A 21,619-nucleotide genomic window follows, 5' to 3' on the forward strand; every position below is an offset into this window, starting at 1 on the left:
AAAAACAGGCCGTGAGCAGCATTCAGCCCGTAAGAGGAACGCACGATCTTATTGGAGAAGAGCAGCGCCGCCATGCGCGCGTGGTGAGCACCGCCCGCCATATTGCTGGACTCTACGGGTTTGATGAATGGTCCACCCCTATCTTTGAAGAAACCCGCGTGTTCTCCCGTTCTCTGGGCGATACGTCGGATGTGGTTTCCAAGGAGATGTACTCCTTCAATGACCGGGATGGAGAGAGCCTGACTTTGCGGCCAGAAGGGACTGCTGCGGTCTGTCGTGCGCTGGTTACCAATGCGCTAACCCAGTCTCTCCCGCAGAAAGTGTTTTATACGGGGCCGATGTTCCGGCACGAGCGGCCGCAGAAGGGCCGTTACCGCCAGTTTCATCAGATCGGAGCGGAGTTGCTTGGTGCCGCCGAGCCTCTGGCGGATGCCGAGGCCATTGCCATGGGTTACGCTGTGTTGGAAGCCTTGGGTGTTGCGAATTGTGTAACGCTTGAACTGAATACACTGGGGGATGCTGCCAGCAGGGACGCATGGCGGCATGCGCTCGTGGCATATTTTTCAGCACATGGAGACAAGCTGTCAGAAGATAGCCGTGTCAGGCTGGAAAAAAATCCGCTGCGTATTCTGGACAGCAAGGATGCAGGCGACCGCGAGCTTGTTGCCAACGCGCCGATGATGGCTGAATTTTTGACCCCAGAGGCCCGTACATTCTGGGATGAATTGCGCCAGAAGTTAGATCTGTTTGGCATTGCGTACACCGTCAACCCCAGCATTGTGCGTGGGTTGGATTACTACAACCACACTACGTTTGAGTTCGTGACCAACCGTTTGGGCTCGCAGGGTACGGTGCTGGCTGGTGGTCGCTATGACGGTCTGGTCAAGCAGATGGGAGGGCCGGAAGTGCCCGCTATTGGCTGGGCTGCAGGGGTGGAACGTCTGGCCATGTTGTTGGAAAGTGCCCCAGAGGCTCCACGTTCTGTCGTGCTGATTCCGGTCGGCTCGCCTGATGAAAAAGCCGTATGCCAGATCTTGCAGGGCTTGCGTCAGCAAGGCGTCCGTACGGAAATTGGCTACAAGGGGTCACTGCGTAAGAGGATGGAACGGGCAGGCAAGCAGAATGCAAGCCATGTTCTGTTTTTGGGCGAGGATGAACTGGTCCGGGGCGTATTCCGCGTCAAAAGCATGGAAAGCGGGCAGGAAAGCGAAGTCGCATCTGCCGCCCTTATGTCTGATGCACGGAGCATTTTTGCGTAATGAATCTTGATGAGCGGCTGGACCGGATTGCCAATCGGGCGCTGGAACTGGAAGCGCATCTGGCAAGTGGGCTGAGCGGAGATGCCTTTACGCAGGCATCCCGCGAATATGCGGAAATCGAACCAGTTGTTGCCCGGATTAATGAGCTGCGCGCAACAGAGCAGGGCATTACACAGGCTGAAGCTCTCTTGTCCGACCCGGAAATGCAGGAGCTTGCGGGGGAAGAACTAGCAGAGCTTCGCCAACGCCTGCCCGGGTTGCAGCGGGAGGTCCGCTTGGCGCTGCTGCCCAAAGACGTGGCGGATGAACGCAGCGCTATTCTGGAAGTGCGTCCGGCTGCTGGGGGGGATGAAGCCGCTTTGTTCGCGGCTGAACTGTTTGACCTGTATCGCCGTTACGCAGACCTTAAGGGCTGGCGCTTTACCGTTATGGATTATGACGAGAGCGAGCTGGGTGGCCTACGGTGCGGCATTGCCGAAATTAATGGCAAGAGTGTTTTTGCTCGCCTCAAATACGAATCTGGCGTGCATAGGGTCCAGCGTGTTCCGGCAACAGAGGCTCAGGGACGTATTCATACCTCCACGGTTACGGTCGCCGTGCTGCCAGAGGCAGAAGAGGTGGATGTCACAATTAACGAGACAGAATTGCGGATCGATGTCTTTCGTGCGTCCGGTGCTGGTGGTCAGCATGTGAACAAAACCGAAAGTGCGGTGCGTATCACTCATTTGCCGACAGGCATTGTCGTGTCCATGCAGGAAGAAAAAAGCCAGCATAAGAACCGTGCCAAGGCGATGAAAATTCTGCGTGCGCGTCTGTACGAGCGCGAGCGTGAGCAGGCTCATGCCAGTCGTGCGGCCGATCGGCGCTCTCAGGTTGGTACGGGGGATAGGTCTGAGCGGATACGGACGTATAATTTTCCACAAGGGCGGGTTACAGACCACCGCATTAATCTGACGTTGTATAAGATTGACCGCGTGATGCTGGGTGAGCTGGATGAATTTGTGGATGCGTTAACGCAGGAGGAGCAGGCGGCTCTTCTGGCGGACGCTGGATTCTAGTTTTATTCAGCTAATGGGGGCGGAGCACACTTCGCCCCGACCGGGCAGGCGCTCTGCTGCTTCTGGCGCCTGAGGGTCGATCAGGAAAAAGTCGGTAAATCCATCGGACCCCAACGCATCAAAATGATGTCCGTCCGGGTTATGTAAAATGCCACTACTGCTGACCTCATGGGTTTCTGCCCGACCATCTGGCGTGCGAATGGTAATTTCTCCACACAATGTGTAGGTATGGTCCAGTCGGCCCTGAGGGGTGGCAATGCGCACGGTTTTGTAGCGTGTGCTGTCATCCAGCCGAAAGACGGATGCCAGTCTGCCGTCCAGATAAATGCGGGAGACTTCGGAAATTTCCATGTCAGCTTTTTCGTCCGTCACCGTAAACTCTCCCGCCAGAGCAGGACGCACGGACATAGACAGCGCAGAGATGGCTGCCATGAATGCAAAAGTCCGAAGAGGCAATAAAAAGCTGGAAATAGGCATTGATGTGCGGATCAGGTAATTTGTTGAAATGATACTTCAAAGCAAAGCAGAAAATGCGGCTTCTCACCAGTCAATACAGGACCTACTGGTCCGCGGGACGGCACTTTTGCGCGATGCTGGGGTGGAAAATCCGCGTAGGGAGGCGCGTCTGCTGCTGCAATACGCATTGGGCCTGACGCCAGAGGCTCTGTTGGCCATGTCCCCGCGGGAGGTTGTCGCGGCTGAACCGTTCTTGGCGTGGGTCGGTCGGCGGGCGCAGCACGAACCGTTTGCGTATATTACTGGGAGCAAGGGCTTCTGGAGTCTGGAGCTTGGGGTGTCCCCTGCATCTCTTGTGCCTCGTGGAGATACGGAAACGTTGATTGCCGCTTTGCTGGACCATTGCCCGGACCACAATGCGGAACTGTCATTTCTGGATATGGGGACGGGGTCAGGGTGTATTCTGCTTGCGGCTTTGGCGGAGTATCCGAACGCTTGGGGGCTTGGCGTGGACATTCATCCCGCTGCCGCCATGCTGGCACGTAGTAATGCCCAGCGTTGCAATATGGCGCAGCGGGCATTGATTATGGCCGGGCAGTGGGGCGAAGCTCTGCGTGCAGGAACTCGCTTTGACGTCGTATTTAGCAACCCACCTTATATTCCCACCGCAGACCTGGATGATCTGATGGAGGAGGTGAGGGCGCATGAGCCCGTGCGTGCGCTTGATGGTGGGGCGGATGGTCTGGATGCCTATCGGTATTTGTGCAGCCAACTGCCACTATGGCTGAGTGAACAAGGGATTGGCATTTTTGAAATCGGCATAAGGCAGGATGCGGCATTGCGGGCCATTGCCGGGCAGAATGGGCTGGATGTTGTGCAGATTGTGCCAGATCTGGCAGGTATTCCGCGCAGTGTTGTGCTGCGTCAGAGTGAGCCATCTGCCAGAATATAAAAAAACCGGTTGGCTTTGTGGGTTCGCGTTGTTATTATCGCAAAGCTCAGTCCTGCGGCAGAATGCAGATTAATAAAATCTGCCACGGTGGATGAGCGGTAAGGGCTTTTCTTCCGGCGATAAAAACAGATTGCCTCCAAAAGCCCATTCCGAAAAAACAATTCGGCCTTCATTCAGGAACATGCCTTTTGTATCGGACTGTTTCTTCATGCAAAGTGCCATGAACAGGAAAGCACTGTGATAAACCCATGAATGTAAAACGGATGCGTACCAGACACCATCGTTCCAACGGGAGCAATGGAGCGTCCAGGCAGTTGAATGGCCAGATTCCCATGAATCGGAATCATGTTTTTGACAGTCATGGCCCCGATGTGCGGGTCAGAGGCACAGCGCAGCAGCTTTTTGAAAAATATCTTCAGCTTGGCCGCGATGCAACGGGCAGTGGTGACCGTGTTGCGGCAGAAGCGTACTTCCAGCACGCCGAACATTATTTTCGTATTCTGAACGCTATGGCGCAGGCCGCGCAGCAAAGCCAGCAGGAACGCGCAGAGCGTCAGGCTGCCCGGCAGCAGCGGGTGGCAGCGACGACTTCCGAGGATGAGGAAGCCGGGCAGGCAGACACAGATAATGAGGCCTCTGGCGAACCCAAAGACCTTTCTTCCGAGCCGCAGCCGGAATTGTCAGAAGGCTGATTCTGGCGCGTCCTGTATTCGCTCTGTTGCCATGACACGTATGGCGCAGAGTGGAGCAGGGTGTTTTATGTTTTAAAACAGAACGCACAAATTCCCTGCTTGGGAACGCCCAAGAGGTAAAATGATTGCCTGAATTTTCAAGGGAATTGGTAGCGGCGGAAGGATTTGAACCTCCGACCAAGGGATTATGATTCCCCTGCTCTACCACTGAGCTACGCCGCCATTGGTTGGTGGCGGTTATGTATCCGTTTCGCAGGGGGGCGTCAATCCACCTTATTCGTTTTTTTGCAAAAAACTGAATGTTTGGTGGGGATTGGCTTATTCGCTCAGGTTGCCCGCTCCAAAAATATAGTTGCTGACCTGCTGTTCCAGGCTGGATGGTTCCAATGTGTGGGGCAGCATCTGCCCAGCCTGCGCAAAGGTGGTGGCCTTACCCGGTTCAATCATCAGAGCATTCTCGGAGGAGAGTGTGCTGCTGCTGATTGTGAGGGTGCTGTCCGTGGGGAGGTGTAGCGCACCATCCAGTTGGAAGCGAACAATGGCCATTTGTGAGGCGGGGTCGAGGATAATGGCCGCAACACGCCCAACTTTTACACCGGCAATGTCTACATCCGCACCGCGTGCCAGACCATTGGCGGAGACAAATCTGGCTGTGAGTTCGTACGAAGTTTTCCCCGGTGTTTTTTGCGTGTTGCTGGCATAAACACCAAACCCGGTTGCCGCAGCCAGAACCAGAGTGCTGCAAATAATCGCGCCTATATGGTTTTGTCGGCTCATGGAGCGTTACGACCTCTTATCAGAAATGTGTGCGTGCGTAGAAAGTAAAGAAGACGAAATCCTTGCAGCACTTAGGCGCATGGTGCAAGGACAGCAGTAAGATTTCAGACAGTTTGGAACCCTACACCTACATGTCTCTTTTTCAGGCACTTATCATGGCCCTGCTTCAGGGCGCTACAGAACTGTTTCCTGTCAGCAGCCTTGGACATGCTGTTGTCCTGCCAGCTTTGCTGCACTGGTCGTATGACCTGCATGACCCAACATTTCTGCCGTTTCTGGTTATGCTGCATATGGGGACCTCTGTCGCCCTGCTGATTTTTTTCTGGCAGGACTGGCTGGCTCTGTTCAAAGGCGCATTCGGGTCGTTTGGGCATCGCATCCAGTTGGAAAGTCTGCATATTTTATGGCTGATATGCCTTGCTACCGTTCCGGCGGTTATTATTGGGGGCGTGTTTGAACATTGGTTGCGCAGTGTTTTTGGTTCCGCATCGTCTGCTGCCTTATTCCTGTTCCTGAATGGTATCCTGCTGCTGGTTGTTGAAAAGCTGCGTGGCAGCGTGGTGCGGCGGGAGGTGCGGTACCTGGCCAGCCTGACATCGCGGGATGCTCTGTTTATCGGGTTTTTTCAGTGTTTTGCGTTTTTCCCCGGTCTTTCTCGTTCCGGGGCCACGATCTGTGGGGGGCTGCTCCGTGGTCTGCACCATGATGCGGCCGCAAAATTTTCGTTCCTCATGGCACAGCCGGTTATTATCGCGGCCACCGTGCGTGAGGCATTTAAAATGCGCCATGCCCCTATAGATCCGGCACAGTTGCACATAGCCATGCTGGCGGCGGTTGTGTCTGGCGTTACAGCATTGGCGAGTACGGCGTTTTTGATGCGTTATTTCCGTCGGCACGATAGCTGGGCGCTGTCTCCATTCGCCTGGTATTGCATGGTTGCAGGAGGGGCAGCATTCCTGATGTTCCACTTCGCAGGTTAAGCGGGTGGACAGAATGAAAAAGGCCAGCGCTCCCGTGCGCCGCAAGACGCTTGCGCGCATAAAGCTAGAAAACGGTCGGCAGCGTCTGAAAAAAACGCTGGGCCCCTTGCAATTAACCATGCTGGGCGTGGGGTCCACCATTGGTGCTGGCATTTATGTCATGACTGGCACCGCGGCCGCAGATTATGCGGGGCCGTCCATTCTGCTGTCTTTTATTGTTGCCGGGGTTGCCTGCCTTTTTACCGCACTGTCTTACGCAGAGCTGGCGTCTGTCATGCCTGTGTCAGGCTCTGCGTATACTTACGCTTATGTCTCCATGGGGGAAGGCTGGGCGTGGGCTGTTGGTTGGCTGCTTTTACTAGAATATGGCATTTCGTGCGCAGGGGTGGCGGCAGGATTTTCCGGCTATGCGGCCAGTCTGCTGGAAGACTTGGGTGTGCATGTTCCGCCCGCGTTGCATACCACAACCCTCGGCGTCATTTACGAAGGTGCTAACCGGCACATAGTGGGGCACTGGCAGGGCGACCTGCTCGGAGCATTTTCCATTCTGGTTGTTACGGCCCTACTGATTGTGGGGGTGCGGGAATCTTTTAAAATCAATTCCCTTATTGTCGCTCTTAAGGTCGGGGTGCTGGCAATTTTTGTTGCGCTGGGCATCTGGCAGTTGCACCCGGCTTACTGGGTGCCGTTTATCCCGCCTTATGAGGGGGGATTCCGGTATGGTTTGCCTGGTATTTTTCGGGCTGCTTCAGTTATCTTTTTTGCATATGTCGGGTTCGAGGCCGTTTCCACCGCAGCGGCAGAAGCCAAAAACCCCAGACGGGATGTGCCAGTGGGGATCGTGCTCTCATTGGTGATCTGTACAGCGGTTTATATGGTGGTTGCTGCGGTGCTCATTGGGGTTGTGCCGTGGCAGACGCTGGATGTGGCGGACCCCTTGGCTGTTGCAGTTAATGCCATGCATCAGCCGTGGCTGGCTCTGTTTGTCAAAATTGGTGCGGTAATTGGGCTTTGCTCTGTGCTAATGGGGCTGCTGTATGCCCAGAGCCGCATCTTTTTCGCCATGGCGGAGGATGGGCTGCTATTTTCCGTTTTTTCTCGTTTGCACGCTCGGTATCATACGCCATGGATTGGCAGCATTGTGCTGGGGGTGGTTGTGGCTCTGGCAACCGCTACGCTTCCCATCGATATTATTGGGGATCTGGTCAGTCTGGGTACGGCCACAGCCTTTGGCATTGTCTGTTTTACCGTTATTTGGATGCGCAATACCGCGCCCGATTATGAGCGGCCTTTTATGGTGCCGTTTGGCGGGTTTACTGTGCGCGGAGTGTGGATAGGCTATGTGCCCCTGCTAGGCATGGTCTTTTGCGGCTTTATGGTCGCGCCTCTGTGTGGTGACATGTTTCTGGCGCTTAAGGGCGGAGACCCGGTGCCAGCATTGCTGTTGCTGGTTTATACGCTGTGCGGGTGGGGCTGCTACCGCTTTTACGGCAAGCATAACTCCCGTCTGGGGCGGGAGCAGCGTGGCTGACGGTTTCAGTCGTTGAGGGGGTAAGAGGCCAGAAGTTTTTTCTGGGCACGCCACAGGCGTAATCCGTGCCACAGGTTTGTCGGTTTCCAGCCAGCAGCCTTGTTTTTGGCCCCAATGCGGTAGCTTTCCCGATAATGGTGGAACTGCGCCACATAGGCCTCGCGTAGGGTGGTTTTGGCATCCCATATATGAATGGCTTCTGCCCCCACGCCATTGATTTCTATGATTTCAAAATTTTTGCCGAGGGACAGGTCTTCGACCGAGCGGAATTTAAGATCAATGCGCCCGAAGTAAAAATCGGGAATGTCCTGCATGATCCGGTCAATCTGTGCGGTCAGTTCTGGAGTAATGTCCGGGATACCGTTGCGAAAAACCGCCCCCTTGCAATGATTGCCAGCAAAGACAAGTTCCAGCGTTTCGCCCTTGGCGGGGATGGTGTTCAGGCAATGTTGCAGGCGCGGAGTGTAAATGTGCAGCACCTTACTTGTACGCACATCCTGTTTAAGTAAATCCAGAACGGTATCCCGCCCGTTGCCGGTTAGAAAAGGGATGTCTTTGTAGGTGAGGGAGGTCAGGCGGCCTGTGGGTTCGTCTGGATGGCGGATGTAAAAAAGTCCGGCTTCGTGTGGCCATGTAATCAGTTTTTGAACAACAAGGCTGATATTGCGGGGGAAGGATGCGCAGACCTGCGCCAGTTCCTCCTGTGTGTGTACCAGCTTAACACCCGTGCCGTTGCACCCGATGTCTGGTTTTACAACAACGGGAAACGCCAGATTTTTGGAGCGCATGGCACGTGTGGCATCCGCCAGATCATTGCTGCCAGTTGTAAAGGTGGCATACGGCGCAATCCACTGCTGTGCATAGGGGCCAGCCATATCTAGCAGTTCGCTCTTTTTTTCTCCACACAGGCCGCCGGTTGTTATGCGTGGGTTGGCCGCCGTAGGGAGTGTGACATCCCGATAGCGCAGCCCCAGCAGAATCCAGTAGGCGACAACAGGGGTGTAAAAAACCCAGCGAGGCCAGAATTCAAACAGGGAAAGCGGGTTGGGCTGTTTGTCGTGTGGGGAGGCAGGGAGCATGGTCACATCTTGCGTTTTTGGGTGCGCGCAACCAGTCGCCCCATAAGAATGATAACAATAACAAAACCGGCAATACCAACCCAGCGCCATGCACCAAGGTGAGCCAGCAGCACACCACCAATTCGGAGGGAGAGCATGAAGAGCGCAGTCGTCCAGATTAACGTGGCGCAGGTGGTTGCCGCCGTAAAAACAGGAAGGCCAGCCCGAAAAAAACCGCAGGCAGTATAAAGCGGCAGGCGTGTGCCCGGTACAAAGCGGCTGATGAATACAACCTTAAACAGGTTTTTGTTGAGCCAGGATTGTTGAGCCTGCGCGGAGGGAACCGTAATCCACCGTTGTGCGGGTGGCCATTTGGCAGCGAGTGCACCCAACCCATAAAGCCCCACATCGCCTACAACAATGCCACAATAGAGGGCGATCAAGGCAACTGGAATGCTGATTGTGTGGAGGTGGACCTGAATGGCGGTAATGACGGTTGCCGCATCTTCCAGCACAAAAGTGGCCAGAATAACAATCAGAACCTGCAGGAGGGGTTGTGAAGCTGTGATTTCCAGAAAATGGTCAAGCACAACGGGGCCTAGTCTCCAATGCGGCAGGTCTGTTCAGTTTACGCTCAGAACATGCGGCAACAGGCTCTTTTGCGCGGCGTCTGTCAAGCATTGGGGCTTTATGTCGCCCAAAAAACGCACTCTGCGGTTAGCTCAATTGAGGCATGGATTAAAGAGTAAAGCACAGCCTGACAGACGTGCAAAAGCAGGATACGCTGTATATCCCGTGTCGTCTGCAAAGCGGATTTTGCCTCATGTTACGTAGAGAACTGTTGTTGGGAGGAGGCGCCGCACTGGTGGCCTCGCCGGTTTGTGCGCATAAGGCGGCTCATGCTGGGCATGGTGCGACCGGCGAATATGCCACGTTTCTTGCCGGAGTGCGGCGGGACGCCATAGCTCAGGGTGTTTCTCCCTCCGTAGTGTCTCAGGCTTTGGCGTTGACATCCACCCCCAACCCCAAAGTGTTGCAGGCAGACAGGCACCAGCCGGAATTTACCCTCACATGGGCGCAGTACAAAGATCGCGTTCTAACCGAAAAAAAATGAACGATGGTCTCTCCGCTGTTCAGCGGCGTACGGACCTGATCGGGCAGATCAGCGGGCTTTATGGCGTCAGTAAGGGCGCTATTGCGGGGATCTGGGGGCTGGAATCCGCTTATGGCACCCGGATGGGGACGTTCTCGGTTATCGATGCACTGGCAACCTTGGCGTATGATGGGCGGCGGGCCAGTTTTTTTCGGTCTGAACTGCTCAAGGCGCTGCATGTGGTGGAGCAGGCGGGGGTAGCCCCTGCCAACATGCTTGGCAGTTACGCCGGGGCCATGGGGCAGCCGCAGTTTATGCCCAGTGCGTACCTGCGTTATGCGGCTAGTTACCCTGCCGGGGGACGGGCAGATATCTGGCGGAACGAGGGGGATGTTTTTGCCTCTATTGGCAATTACCTTGCCCGTTGCGGCTGGCAGGCCGGTCAGCCTTGGGGGGAGGGTGTTCTGGTCCCCGATACGGTGAGTCAGTCCCAACTGGGGCGTGGTCAGGTTAGGCCAGTTGCATGGTGGCGGCAGCAGGGGGTAAGGCCTCGGGCCGGATCATTTGATTCGTCCGTCAGTGAAGGAGCGGTTATCCGTCCGGATGGAGCCGGCGGTGAGGCGTTTATTGTTTACCATAATTTCAACGTGATCCGGCGGTACAACCCGTCAGATTTTTATGCATTGGCCGTAGGGCTTCTGGGTGATGCCATAACGTGAAAAAAGTCGTTTTTGGGTGCTGTCTGTTGCTGGCCTCGTGCTCTCCCGCACATCCGCCGGGTCATCCAGATGTGCATTATACCGTTGGCGCAGCGTGGAGCGCGCAGGGGCAATGGTTTTACCCGCGTGAGGAATTTGCCTGGCAGGGGACGGGGCTTGCTGTCCGCCAGACTGACCGCGAAGGGGAACTGACTGCGGATGGTGAGGTGCGAAGCATGGCAACCATGACGGCCAGCCACCCCACACTTCAGTTGCCCGCCATTGTTACCGTGACAAATCTGGAAAATGGGCGACAGGTGCGTGTGCGTGTGAATGACCGGGGACCTGCCCAGCCGGGACGCATCATTGGCTTATCCACGCAGGCGGCCAACCTGCTGGGCATGGGGCGCGACCCGGCACAGGTCCGTATTGTGGAAGATGAATTGGCCAGCCGACAACTGGCGGAATCTTTACCCGGAGGTGTGGCGTTGCAAATTTCGGCCGCCCCCAAGGAGCAGGTTATCCAGTCCAGCCTTGGAGGTGCCGGTAGTGCTCCAGTCGGGAGCAGTACGGGGGGAGAAATTCCCCCCTCATCAGGCGTGCAGATGTCTGATATGCCTGTTACCTACGCGCAGGGATACGCATCCCCCGGCATGCTTTGGGTCGAGACCATGGATTTTACGTCTCGCTACGCCGCTATGAGGCAGGCGGGTGGGCACGGTGGGGTGGTGCGGCCCGTTATGTCTGGCCAAAGCATGATGTGGGCTGTCCGGCAAGGACCGTTTGCGACTATAAGTGCGGCAGACGCAGCCCTTAAGCGGGCATTGGCAGATGGTTTAAATGGTTCTCACATCGTCGTCGAATAGGGAATAGCTTTGCAGACTCGACGGTTTTTACTCGCAGGGGGCGCAGCCCTTTTTTCTGGTGGGCTGGTGGTGGATGCGTTGGCGCGTCCTCGGCACGGGGCTGCACCTTCTTCCTCGCCCGTGGCATCAGCTCCGGCTGGTGGCATGACGCCAGAAACACCGGCCACCACGCCCGTTGGACCGGTGGATACAATGGCGCGCTGGGCCTGCATTCTGGATTATGGTAGCGGCGCTGCCGTGCTGGAAAAAAATGCGGATGAGCGTATGCCTCCGTCATCCCTGACCAAGATGATGACGGCGTATGTCACATTTGGCATGTTGCGGGCTGGGCGGCTCAAGCTGGACCAGATGCTGCCGGTTAGCGAGCGGGCATGGCGGATGCAAGGGTCCAAAATGTTCGTGCCACTGGGGCAGAGCGTTGCCGTGCAGGACCTTATTCAGGGTATGGTCATCCAGTCCGGGAATGATGCCTGCATTGTTCTGTCCGAAGGAATTTCCGGTTCTGAGGAACAGTTTGTCGCGCTGATGAACGATACGGCCGGTAAGCTGGGGCTGACCAATTCACACTTCATGAACGCGACCGGCTGGCCTGCGGAAAACCATTATATGTCTGCGCGGGATGTGGCTTATCTGGCGTTGCGCCTTATTCATGACTTTCCGGAATATTATCATTTCTTTTCGGAAAAAGAGTTTGTTTTCAACAAAATTCACCAGCAGAACCGTAACCTCCTTGTGGTCAAGGGGCTGGCAGATGGTCTGAAGACTGGCCACACGGATGCAGGTGGTTTTGGTCTGTGCGCCTCCTCCGAGCGGGATGGACGCCGTGTGGTTATGGCCATTAACGGTCTGCCATCAGATGGTGCCCGTGGGCGTGAAGGTGAGCGCCTGATGGGGTGGGCATTCGCAAATTTTGAAAATGCCCAGATCGTCAACAAGGGCGAGATGGTTGAACAGGCCCCTGTTTGGATGGGAACAAGCCAGACGGTGCCTCTGGTTGCGGCGCAGGACTTCAAGATGCTGCTGCCTCACGGCTGGAAAAACAGTACACATGTGGGGGTGGATTACGACAGCCCGATTATTGCCCCAGTGCAGGAAGGGCAGGTTATTGGCCAGTTGACCGTGGTGCTGCCCGGCGGCAGGCAGGCTACCATTCCGCTTGTGGCAGGGCAGGCGGTGCCTGCCTTGGGTGTGCTTGGGCGAGCAGCCAGACGGCTTCATCTGTAATTTATGATGTCTGGCCAGTTCATAACGTTGGAAGGCGGAGAAGGTGTTGGAAAATCCACGCAACTCCGTCTGCTAAGGGATGCTCTACAGTCACAAGGGTATAGGGTTCTAGCAACACGGGAGCCGGGTGGCTCTCCAGGTGCCGAGGATTTGCGGCAGCTTTTGCTTTTTGGACAAAACCCTTTGTCTCTGCGGGCAGAAATTCTGACGCATTTTGCCGCACGGTTTGACCATGTTGATCAGGTTATCCGTCCGGCGCTTGCAGACGGACAGATTGTGCTGTGCGACCGGTTTACGGATTCTACCATGGCGTACCAAGGGTACGGCAGGGCGGAGGGAGACCCTGCTATTCTGGCACTGATTGGTGAGTTGCAAAAACAGCTTGGCCTAATGCCGGACATGACATTTCTGCTGGAAGCACCAAGAGAGGTCACGCGGCAGAGGCTGGCTGTGCGTGGTGTGCCAACAGACCGTTACGAGCAGGCGGATGAAGGATTCCACGCCCGTATTGCCGCAGGGTTTAAGCAAATAGCCCGCCAGAACCCTGAGCGTCTGCACTGTATTGCCACGGCCAACCATAGTCAGGAGGCGGTGAACAGCCTGATCATGAAGGAAATTTTGTCCAGATTATCCAATGTCTGACAGGACTTTCATGTCGCCACGTCTGGCGTCATTGCACTTGCAAGGCCATGGCGCGGAACTGGCCCTCTTCCGCGAGGCGCTAGGTAAGGGGCGTATGCCCCATGCGTGGTTGGTGACGGGGCCTCCGGGCATTGGCAAGGCAACATTCGCATTTGCGTTGGCCCGCATTCTGCTGGGTGGTGAGGCGGAAGAGCTGCCCGCAGGACGCCGTATTTCCGCTGCGACCCATGCTGATCTGCTGGTGGTCGAGCGTGGCTATGATGAAAAAAAACAGCGTTATAGGCAGGAAATCGTTGCCGATGACGTCCGGCCGATTAACGCATTTTTACGCCGGACCGCAGCCGAGGGAGGCTGGCGGGTGGTTATTGTGGATGGTGCGGAATGGATGAACCGGAGTGCCGCGAATGCGGTTCTTAAAATTCTGGAAGAGCCACCACCCGCCACGGTCCTGATTCTGACCAGTTCCGCCCCCGGACGTCTGTTGCCGACCATACGCAGCCGTTGCCGCAAGCTGGAGCTTGCCCCCCTGCCAGAGGCCGATATGCGTAAGGTCATGCATACGCAATGGCCGGATCTGCCAGAGCAGGATTTTATGCGTATTCTGGCACAGGCACATGGAGCGCCGGGCAAGGCTGTGGCATTGTTGGCGGATGCTGGCGGTAGTGTAGCCGCGTTGGTAGCCGAAGTATTGCAGGGTGTGCCCGCGTTGCGGGGGTATGAAATTGCCGAAACCATTTTACGTAAGGATTATGGTTTCAGCCTCTTTTTCGCTCTGTTATCAGACCAGTTACAAACCACAGCGCGGCAGGCCGCCAAGGCGGGCAGCGCCCAGTGCATGGCCATTGCCGCCGCGTGGGAACAGATTATGCGCGTTCATACCGAGACGGAACGCTTTAATCTGGATAAACAGGAAGCTCTTATTGAAGCCATGACGATTGCGAGCCCAGAATGACCCGTCGTTTCTATGTGACTACCCCTATCTACTACGTAAATGGAGCACCGCATATCGGCCACGCCTATACGTCCATCGCAGCGGACGTTATGGCGCGGTTTCATCGTCTGGCGGGAGATGATGTTTTTTTCTGACGGGTACCGATGAACACGGGCAGAAAGTGGAGCAGGCCGCGCAGGTCGCTGGTGTAGCTCCTAAAGAATTTGCGGATAACGTTTCCGCCAATTTCCGCGCCATGGCGGATGCCATGGCTATTTCATACGATGATTTTATCCGTACAACAGAGCCGCGCCACATTGCCAGCGCGCAGGCCCTGTGGCGGAAAGTGGCGGGAAATGGTGCCATTTATCTGGATGCGTATGAAGGCTGGTACGCCCTGCGGGATGAATGTTTTTACGGTGAAGATGAACTGGTGGATGGGCCAGACGGCAAAAAGGTTGCCCCCACCGGTGCGCCCGTTGAGTGGGTCAAGGAGCCTTCCTACTTCTTCCGTCTTTCGGACTATCAGGACCGCCTGCTTGCTCTGTATGAGCAGCACCCAGAATTTTTGGGTCCGCATGGTATGCGGAACGAGATTGTCAGCTTTGTTAAGCAGGGGCTGAGGGATCTGTCCATCAGCCGTACCAGCTTCAAATGGGGTATCCCCGTACCGGGGGATAACCAGCACGTTATGTATGTGTGGTTCGATGCGCTGGCTAATTACCTGAGTGCTCTGGGTTACCCGGACCCGGATGCGCCGCGCATGGCATTCTGGCCTGCCAGCCTGCATCTTGTCGGCAAGGATATTGCGCGTTTCCATGCCATTTACTGGCCAGCTTTCCTTATGGCGGCTGGGATTGAGCTGCCTAAAAAGGTTTTTGCCAACGGCTGGTGGACCATAGAAGGCCAGAAGATGAGCAAATCTTTGGGCAATGTGGTTGATCCCAGAGAACTGGTTGCAGAATTCGGGCTGGATGCCGTGCGGTTCTTTGTCCTGCGTGAAGTGCCTTTTGGTGGGGATAGTGATCTGTCCCGCAAGGCGCTGATCATGCGGAATAATGTGGAGCTGGCTAACGATCTGGGGAATCTGGCCCAGAGGACGCTTTCTCTGGTTGCGCGTAACTGTGGTGGCATTCTGCCAGAACGCCGCAGCCTGACGGAAGATGACCAGAAGCTGCTTGGTCAGGTTACGGTGCTACCACAACTGCTGGCCGCCCAGTTTGAACGCTGTGCCCTGACCGACGCACTGGAAGATGTGTGGAAGGTCATCCGCGCCTGTAACGCCTATATCGATCATCAGGCACCATGGGCGCTCCGTAAGACGGACGTGGAGCGAATGGCCGACGTACTGCGGGTTCTGCTGGACGCATTGCGGGGCATTGCCACCATGCTTCAGCCCTTTATGCCGCACAGCATGGCGCGGATGCTGGACCAGCTTGGCGTAGCGGAAGACGAGCGGACATTTGCTGCACTTGAGACACCTTTGCCCGGTGGTCGGCAGTTGCCTCCACCGCAGGGTATTTTCCCCCGTTATGTTGAACCGGAGCAGGTATGACTGTTGTTACCATGCCGGGATTGATCGACTCTCATTGCCATCTGGACCATTTCTCGGATGAAGAGCTTCCGGGGCTGCTTGATGCAGCACGGGAGGCAGGTCTGAGTGGAATGGTTACAATTGGCACTCGCCTGTCTCATGCTCCAGAGCAAAAGCGTCTGACGGGTTTTGGCCAGCCAGATATGCGCATATGGTGCACCGTTGGCACACACCCGGACCATGTGGAAGAAACAGAGCTTCCCTTGGTGCAGGATATTGTCGCCGTTGCAGAGGCCCCGGAGGTTATCGGCATTGGGGAGACGGGGCTGGATTATTTTCATGGCCGGGAAGAGGTGCGACCACTCCAGCAGGCAAGTTTTCGCCGGCATATTCAGGCTGCCAGAGAACTGGATATTCCGGTGATTATCCATGCCCGTCAGGCGGATGAGGATGTTGCCACTATTCTGGAGGATGAATCCGCCAAAGGGGCTTTTCCAATTTTGCTGCACTGTTTTGCCTCTGGCCCAGATCTGGCGCGGCGGGTGGTAGCTTTGGGCGGCTATGTCAGTTTTTCCGGGATTGCCACATTTCCCAAGTGTGAGGAAATTCGGAGCGTTGCCCGTGACGTGCCCTTGGACCGTATTCTGGTGGAAACCGACGCGCCTTATCTGGCACCGGTGCCGCAACGTGGCAAACGCAACCAGCCTGCTTTTGTTGCCCATACAGCGGGTCGTATTGCGCAGGAGCGTGGTCTGGAAATGGCTGCCTTTACTGACCAGACAACGCGGAATTTTCAACGGTTGTTTCGTAAGGTTAGCTAAGCGGGAGAACCGGGTATGAAGGTCAGTGTGCTTGGGTGTGGTGGCTCATCTGGCGTGCCAGCCCTTGGAGGGGCAGATGGGCATGGCCAGTGGGGTGCCTGCAACCCGGATGAACCCCGTAACAGGCGGAGCCGTGCATCCATTTTTTTGCGTATGGAAGATGGGTGTGGCGTTCTGGTTGATACGGGGCCAGATTTGCGTGCGCAATTGCTTGCGCACGGAATTAGCGCGTTTGACAATATTATTTATACGCATACCCACGCTGACCACGTTGCCGGTATTGATGAGATAAGGGGCATTAACCGCCAGATAGGCAAAGCCATTAACGCCTATGCCACCGCCGAGGTGTTGGCGGAGTTGGAGGCGCGGTTTGCCTATGTTTTCAAACCTTGCACACCACCACATTTTTTTCGGGCGGCCTTGCAGTCTCATCCCATTACATGGGGGCAGCCTGTTACCATCGGCGGGTTTGAGTTTGTTCTGTTTGAGCAAAATCACGGCTACGTCACATCCACGGGTATTCGCTGCGGCTCATTTGCTTACAGTACGGACGTGGTGGAGTTACCCGAAGCGTCTCTTGAGTGCCTGCGTGGTGTGCAGACATGGATGGTGGACTGTTTTCAAAAAACACCACACGGAGCTCATGCGTGGCTTGACCGTGTTATGGAATGGAAAGATCGGCTCCAACCGCAGCGTATTATTCTAACCCATATGGGTACGGAAATGGACTGGGGCTGGATGCAGGAGAACCTCCCGGACGGGGTCGAGGCCGCGTGGGATGGTATGAGCTTTGAGGTCCCCGACCCGCCTCATGGTTTGTGAGGCGGGCAGGGGCTTGGGTCATGGCTGGGTGTCTTAGCGGCTCATAAGCACCGTAATATCGGCTGTTTCCAGTACATGCCGGGTCACACCGCCCAGAATAAGCTGTCTGAGGCGGGAATGTGAATAGGCCCCCATGGCCAGCATATCGGCATCAAAGTCCTTGCAGGCAGCGAGCAGACCTTTCCCCACATCACGGTCGATGGGCTGAAATTCTACGGCATCCGCCTTGATGCTGTGCGCGGCCAGATACTCCAGCACGTCTTTTGCGCTGGGACCACGGCGCTGGTAGTCACCACAGTGCAGCACCCGCACGGCTTCGGCCGTCTGGGCCCACGCCAGAGCTCCCCGGAGAGCGGAGGAAGATTCCGCAGTTCCATTCCAGCCAATGCACACGCGTTTAATCAGCCCGACCGGGCTGGTGCGGGGGGCCATAACAACCGGACGTCCACTGTCAAACAGCACAGCGTGCAGCGTTTCGGAAGACGAAACCTCATCTCCAGAATCCGGGTGTGGCACCAGTGTAAAGTCGGACAGGCGCGCCTGTGCGGGAACAATCTCGCTTTCCGCACCGCGCACAACGGTAAAGCTGATGCTTGGCGCATCGACCGGATACATGCTGTGCAGGGGGACGACCTGAATGTCGGGCTGTGCTGCCGTGTAACGCTCGAACAGCGTATGCACGTCATGGGCATGGCGTGCGCTTTCGTGGTCGGCAGAGCGCATAAGGTCTTCCACCATTGCGCCCGACATACCTTCGCCCGCCAGTGGCGCAATGTCGCGTCCATCGGGGCGAACGTGCAGAACTGCAAGGTGTGCGCCAAAGCGGCGGGCAAAATTGCCACCGCGGACCAGTGCCGCTTCGGCATTGGACGTGCTGGGGAGTGGAAGCAGGATTTTGCGGACGTCTTTCATGGTGTTGCTCCTTTTAATGCCTGTACCGGTTGTGCACGTATGCTGTGCGGATAATTGGCGTGATAACTTATGGATATAACCGTGTTACGTCCCATCCGTTCCCTTGGCGTTCCCATATAGCCCGGTCGTGCAGGCGGAACGGACGCTCCTGCCAGAATTCAAAATGCTGCGGGCTGACCCGGTAGCCAGACCAGTTTTCCGGGCGGGGAATGGGGCCGTCCCCAAACTTGTTCTCCGCCTCTTTAAGGCGGTTTTCAAAAATTGCTCGGTCGGCCAGTGGGTGAGACTGGTTGGAGGCAATGGCCCCTAGGCGGGACATGCGGCTCCGACTCGCAAAATAGGCATCTGCTTCTTCGTCCGAGACTGGAAAAATATCGCCTTCGATTCGAATTTGGCGGCGCAGGCTTTTCCAGTGGAAGAGCAGGGCTGCGTGCGGGTTGGCTGCGAGTTCCTGCCCCTTCCGACTGAACATGTTGGTGTAAAAGACAAACCCTCTCTGGTCATGGCCTTTAAGCAGCACCACGCGTGCGGAGGGACGACCATCGGCTGTGGCGGTGGCCAGAACCATGGCGTTGGGGTCACAGGGCTCTGCTTTTTCTGCATCCTGCATCCAGGCGTCAAAGAGCGTGAACGGGTCAGCCTTCAGGTCAATCAGAGGCTGGTCCGTAAAAGGGACAGAGGAGGAGGCTATGTCTGTTTCCGGCATGGTTCGGACTCTTGCTCTAATGGTCATGGAAAGAAGGGTTACTCTCTTTCCCGTGTGATTCCATACTCCTGCCCGATACGAGTTTAAAGCACGTCCATGCGTCTTTGGGCTTGTTTCACGCGCCGGTGTATGCGACCACCCCTACAGAAAACCCAGAATTTTTTCCGAAACAGGTAGGTTGAGGTTCCCACATGTCTTCTCCCAACGCCGAGCTGCCCACAAAAGGTACGCTGATGAAGGGCAAAAAAGGTCTGGTGATGGGTGTTGCCAATGACCGCTCTCTTGCATGGGGCATTGCATCCGCAGTGGCCGCACAGGGGGGCGAACTGGCATTTACCTATCAGGGCGAAGCGTTGGGCAAACGCGTACAGCCTTTGGCAGAAAGTGTTGGTGCAAAGCTGGTTCTGCCGTGCGATGTAACGGACGACGCCGCCATTGACGAAACATTCGCTACGATTGAGCGCGAATGGGGTGAACTGGACTTTGTCGTGCACGCCATTGGCTGGGCTGACAAGCAGTTCCTGCGTGGCCGCTACGTGGATACCCCGCGCGCCGCATTCCTGACTGCGCTGGATATTTCGTGCTATTCCTTTACCGCCGTTGCACGCCGTGCTGCGGGCCTGATGAAGAATGGCGGCTCCTTGCTCACTCTTAGCTATTTGGGTGCAGAGCGCGTTATGCCCCACTATAATGTCATGGGTGTTGCCAAGGCTGCGCTTGAGGCATCCGTGCGTTACATGGCGGCTGACCTTGGGTCTGAGGGTATTCGTGTGAATGCAGTGTCCGCAGGGCCGGTCAAAACGCTGGCAGCCAGCGGAATTGGCGATTTCCGCTACATTCTCAAGTGGAATCAGTATAACGCGCCGCTGGAACGCAACGTGATGCTGGAAGAAGTGGGGGGCGCTGGGCTATATATGCTGTCCGACCTTTCTTCCGGGGTAACGGGTGAAGTGCACCACGTTGACTGTGGTTACCACATGGTGGGCATGAAAAATCCGGCGGCTCCCGATATTTCTGTTGCTGGGGACTAAGCACAGCCGTGTCCTACAATACTTTCGGGCATATGTTCCGGGTTACGACGTGGGGCGAGAGCCATGGTCCTGCGATCGGGTGTGTTATTGACGGCTGCCCGCCGCGGATTGCATTGAGTGAGGCTGATATTCAGCCTTTTCTTGACCGCAGGCGGCCCGGCCAGTCGGCTTTTACAACGCAGCGGCAGGAGCCTGATCAGGTTCGTATTCTGTCCGGTGTGTTTGAAGGGCAGACAACGGGCACACCGATCTCTCTGGTTATCGAGAATACGGACCAGAGGTCGCGCGATTATGGTGACATCGCGCAGACATATCGCCCCGGTCACGCTGACCTTGTGTATGACCTAAAGTACGGTATTCGGGATTATCGTGGCGGAGGGCGCTCCTCCGCTCGTGAGACAGCCTGCCGTGTTGCCGCAGGGGCCGTGGCCCGTAAGGTGCTGGGTGAAGGGGTAAGCGTGCGTGGCGCGCTGGTTCAGCTTGGCCCCAAGGATATTGACCGTACCCGTTGGGACTGGGCAGAGGTAGAGCGTAACCCGTTCTTTGCGCCCGATGCCGGAGTTGTGGAAGAATGGGCCGCGTATCTGGCTGCCATTCGCAAAGCCGGTTCATCCATTGGTGCTGTTATCGAGGTTGTGGCTGAGGGTGTGCCTGCTGGTTTGGGCGCTCCCATTTATGGCAAACTGGATGCAGATATTGCCGCGGCTTTTATGAGCATTAACGCCGTTAAAGGTGTGGAAATTGGTGATGGGTTTGCCTCTGCATCCCTCACTGGCCCAGAAAATGCGGATGCCCTGTTCATGCGTGATGGTGCGTTGGAATTTGGTTCCAACCATGCCGGTGGCGTGTTGGGGGGAATTTCCAGCGGTCAGCCCGTGGTGGCCCGTTTTGCGGTCAAGCCAACCAGTTCCATGCTGACACCTGTTCCGTCCATTACCAAAGATGGGGCGGAAACGCAGGTTATTACCAAAGGGCGGCATGACCCTTGCGTGGGTATTCGGGCTGTTCCTGTTGGAGAAGCCATGATGGCCTGCGTTCTGGCAGACCATCTGCTGCGGCATCGTGCGCAGGTCGGCGGCTGAGAGCTTACGCGACCAGAGTTGCTTCCAACGTTATGGTTGCCTTGAAGAGTTTGGAAACAGGGCAACCCACTTTGGCTTTGTTGGCCAGTTCCTCAAACTGCTGTTGCGTTGCGCCGGGGACCTGTGCCTTCAGGCGTAGGGTAATGGCGTCAATTTCAAAACCCGCATCTGTCTTGTTCAGGCTGACATCGGCCTGCGTATCAATGGACGTGGCGGTTAGTCCCGCATCTCCCAGAATGAGGGACAGCGCCATGGAAAAACAGGCAGCGTGGGCGGCACCGAGAAGTTCTTCCGGATTGGTGCCGGGCTGTCCTTCAAAGCGCGTGTTAAAACCGTAAGGTTGCTTGTTGAGTGCGCCACTCTGGGTGGAAACAGTGCCTTTGCCTGTTTTAATGGCACCTTCCCAATGTGCGCTGCCATGTTTGATAATGCTGCTCATATGCGCTGTATCCGTCTTCTGTTCGCCTGATGTGTGTTGTCAGGCATCGTATTGG

Annotated in this window: 21 protein-coding genes, 1 tRNA gene and 2 pseudogenes; 16 read left to right on the plus strand and 8 right to left on the minus strand. The window is 56.1% G+C overall.

Going from position 1 to position 21,619, the window contains the following annotated elements; genetic code table 11:
* Positions 1–11: 11 nt before the first annotated feature.
* Both hisS and prfA read left to right on the plus strand, forming a co-directional pair.
* A complete protein-coding gene (hisS, locus tag AGA_RS07425; RefSeq protein WP_059024741.1) occupies positions 12–1,259 on the plus strand; it encodes a histidine--tRNA ligase in 1,248 nt (415 codons plus the stop codon).
* Positions 1,259–2,317 (plus strand): peptide chain release factor 1, encoded by a 1,059-nt coding sequence (gene prfA, locus AGA_RS07430; protein ID WP_059023690.1) that lies wholly within the window; start codon positions 1,259–1,261, stop codon positions 2,315–2,317. Before hisS ends, prfA begins: the two co-directional genes overlap by 1 nt.
* A gap of 6 nt (positions 2,318–2,323) precedes the next feature.
* On the opposite strand, the gene AGA_RS07435 is transcribed toward prfA, so the two are convergent.
* Positions 2,324–2,725 (minus strand): hypothetical protein, encoded by a 402-nt coding sequence (locus tag AGA_RS07435; protein ID WP_231945739.1) that lies wholly within the window; start codon positions 2,723–2,725, stop codon positions 2,324–2,326.
* A 97-nt stretch (positions 2,726–2,822) separates the two neighbouring features.
* Between AGA_RS07435 and prmC the strand changes: the two genes are divergently transcribed.
* Together prmC and AGA_RS07450 are read left to right on the plus strand one after the other, a co-directional pair.
* On the plus strand, positions 2,823–3,725 hold the full coding sequence (gene prmC, locus AGA_RS07440) for a peptide chain release factor N(5)-glutamine methyltransferase (protein WP_083503580.1): 903 nt from the start codon (positions 2,823–2,825) through the stop codon (positions 3,723–3,725).
* A 248-nt stretch (positions 3,726–3,973) separates the two neighbouring features.
* The gene (locus AGA_RS07450; protein WP_059023693.1) at positions 3,974–4,417 is read left to right on the plus strand and encodes a DUF4167 domain-containing protein; all 444 of its coding nucleotides are present in this window, start codon (positions 3,974–3,976) and stop codon (positions 4,415–4,417) included.
* A gap of 147 nt (positions 4,418–4,564) precedes the next feature.
* On the opposite strand, the gene AGA_RS07455 is transcribed toward AGA_RS07450, so the two are convergent.
* Together AGA_RS07455 and AGA_RS07460 are read right to left on the minus strand one after the other, a co-directional pair.
* Positions 4,565–4,639 (minus strand) — tRNA-Met (locus AGA_RS07455).
* Between the two features lie 96 nt (positions 4,640–4,735).
* Positions 4,736–5,194, minus strand: coding sequence for an MlaD family protein (locus tag AGA_RS07460; RefSeq protein ID WP_059023694.1), 459 nt, complete (start codon positions 5,192–5,194; stop codon positions 4,736–4,738).
* 131 nt (positions 5,195–5,325) lie between these two features.
* On the opposite strand from AGA_RS07460, the gene AGA_RS07465 reads away from it, so the two are divergent.
* Complete coding sequence (locus tag AGA_RS07465; RefSeq protein WP_059023695.1) at positions 5,326–6,174, plus strand: undecaprenyl-diphosphate phosphatase; 849 nt, start codon at positions 5,326–5,328, stop codon at positions 6,172–6,174.
* Positions 6,175–6,187: 13 nt separating this feature from the next.
* Positions 6,188–7,705: an amino acid permease gene (locus AGA_RS07470; protein ID WP_059023696.1), complete on the plus strand. Its 1,518-nt coding sequence runs from the start codon at positions 6,188–6,190 to the stop codon at positions 7,703–7,705.
* 5 nt (positions 7,706–7,710) lie between these two features.
* On the opposite strand, the gene AGA_RS07475 is transcribed toward AGA_RS07470, so the two are convergent.
* Complete coding sequence (locus tag AGA_RS07475; protein WP_059023697.1) at positions 7,711–8,784, minus strand: ATP-grasp domain-containing protein; 1,074 nt, start codon at positions 8,782–8,784, stop codon at positions 7,711–7,713.
* Positions 8,785–8,786: 2 nt separating this feature from the next.
* Positions 8,787–9,353, minus strand: coding sequence for a DedA family protein (locus AGA_RS07480; RefSeq protein WP_059023698.1), 567 nt, complete (start codon positions 9,351–9,353; stop codon positions 8,787–8,789).
* 233 nt (positions 9,354–9,586) lie between these two features.
* Between AGA_RS07480 and AGA_RS07485 the strand changes: the two are divergent.
* The 8 genes and pseudogenes from AGA_RS07485 to AGA_RS07520 all read left to right on the plus strand — a co-directional run bounded on the left by AGA_RS07485 (position 9,587) and on the right by AGA_RS07520 (position 17,394).
* Positions 9,587–10,575: pseudogene (locus AGA_RS07485) on the plus strand (lytic murein transglycosylase).
* A gap of 23 nt (positions 10,576–10,598) precedes the next feature.
* Entirely contained in the window at positions 10,599–11,420 is an 822-nt protein-coding gene (locus AGA_RS07490) for a septal ring lytic transglycosylase RlpA family protein (protein ID WP_194299202.1), read from the plus strand.
* A 9-nt stretch (positions 11,421–11,429) separates the two neighbouring features.
* Complete coding sequence (locus AGA_RS07495) at positions 11,430–12,644, plus strand: D-alanyl-D-alanine carboxypeptidase family protein (protein ID WP_059023700.1); 1,215 nt, start codon at positions 11,430–11,432, stop codon at positions 12,642–12,644.
* A gap of 3 nt (positions 12,645–12,647) precedes the next feature.
* Complete coding sequence (gene tmk, locus AGA_RS07500; RefSeq protein ID WP_083503581.1) at positions 12,648–13,286, plus strand: dTMP kinase; 639 nt, start codon at positions 12,648–12,650, stop codon at positions 13,284–13,286.
* On the plus strand, positions 13,279–14,238 hold the full coding sequence (locus AGA_RS07505) for a DNA polymerase III subunit delta' (RefSeq protein WP_231945742.1): 960 nt from the start codon (positions 13,279–13,281) through the stop codon (positions 14,236–14,238). Before tmk ends, AGA_RS07505 begins: the two co-directional genes overlap by 8 nt.
* A pseudogene (metG, locus tag AGA_RS07510) lies at positions 14,235–15,772 on the plus strand (methionine--tRNA ligase). Before AGA_RS07505 ends, metG begins: the two are co-directional and overlap by 4 nt.
* Positions 15,773–15,783: 11 nt before the next feature.
* The gene (locus tag AGA_RS07515; protein WP_059024745.1) at positions 15,784–16,572 is read left to right on the plus strand and encodes a TatD family hydrolase; all 789 of its coding nucleotides are present in this window, start codon (positions 15,784–15,786) and stop codon (positions 16,570–16,572) included.
* A gap of 15 nt (positions 16,573–16,587) precedes the next feature.
* Positions 16,588–17,394 (plus strand): MBL fold metallo-hydrolase, encoded by an 807-nt coding sequence (locus tag AGA_RS07520; protein WP_059023702.1) that lies wholly within the window; start codon positions 16,588–16,590, stop codon positions 17,392–17,394.
* Positions 17,395–17,427: 33 nt separating this feature from the next.
* Here AGA_RS07520 and AGA_RS07525 read toward each other — a convergent pair whose 3' ends face one another.
* Positions 17,428–18,306, minus strand: a complete 879-nt coding sequence (locus AGA_RS07525) for a universal stress protein (protein WP_059023703.1) — start codon at positions 18,304–18,306, stop codon at positions 17,428–17,430.
* A 67-nt stretch (positions 18,307–18,373) separates the two neighbouring features.
* A complete protein-coding gene (pdxH, locus tag AGA_RS07530) occupies positions 18,374–19,012 on the minus strand; it encodes a pyridoxamine 5'-phosphate oxidase (protein WP_059023704.1) in 639 nt (212 codons plus the stop codon).
* Positions 19,013–19,203: 191 nt separating this feature from the next.
* Between pdxH and fabI the strand changes: the two genes are divergently transcribed.
* Together fabI and aroC are read left to right on the plus strand one after the other, a co-directional pair.
* A complete protein-coding gene (fabI, locus tag AGA_RS07535) occupies positions 19,204–20,043 on the plus strand; it encodes an enoyl-ACP reductase FabI (RefSeq protein WP_059023705.1) in 840 nt (279 codons plus the stop codon).
* 8 nt (positions 20,044–20,051) lie between these two features.
* Positions 20,052–21,125, plus strand: coding sequence for a chorismate synthase (aroC, locus tag AGA_RS07540; protein ID WP_059023706.1), 1,074 nt, complete (start codon positions 20,052–20,054; stop codon positions 21,123–21,125).
* Positions 21,126–21,129: 4 nt separating this feature from the next.
* On the opposite strand, the gene AGA_RS07545 is transcribed toward aroC, so the two are convergent.
* A complete protein-coding gene (locus AGA_RS07545; protein ID WP_059023707.1) occupies positions 21,130–21,564 on the minus strand; it encodes an OsmC family protein in 435 nt (144 codons plus the stop codon).
* Positions 21,565–21,619 lie beyond the last annotated feature (55 nt).

Source organism: Acetobacter ghanensis, from assembly GCF_001499675.1.
Lineage (GTDB): Bacteria > Pseudomonadota > Alphaproteobacteria > Acetobacterales > Acetobacteraceae > Acetobacter > Acetobacter ghanensis.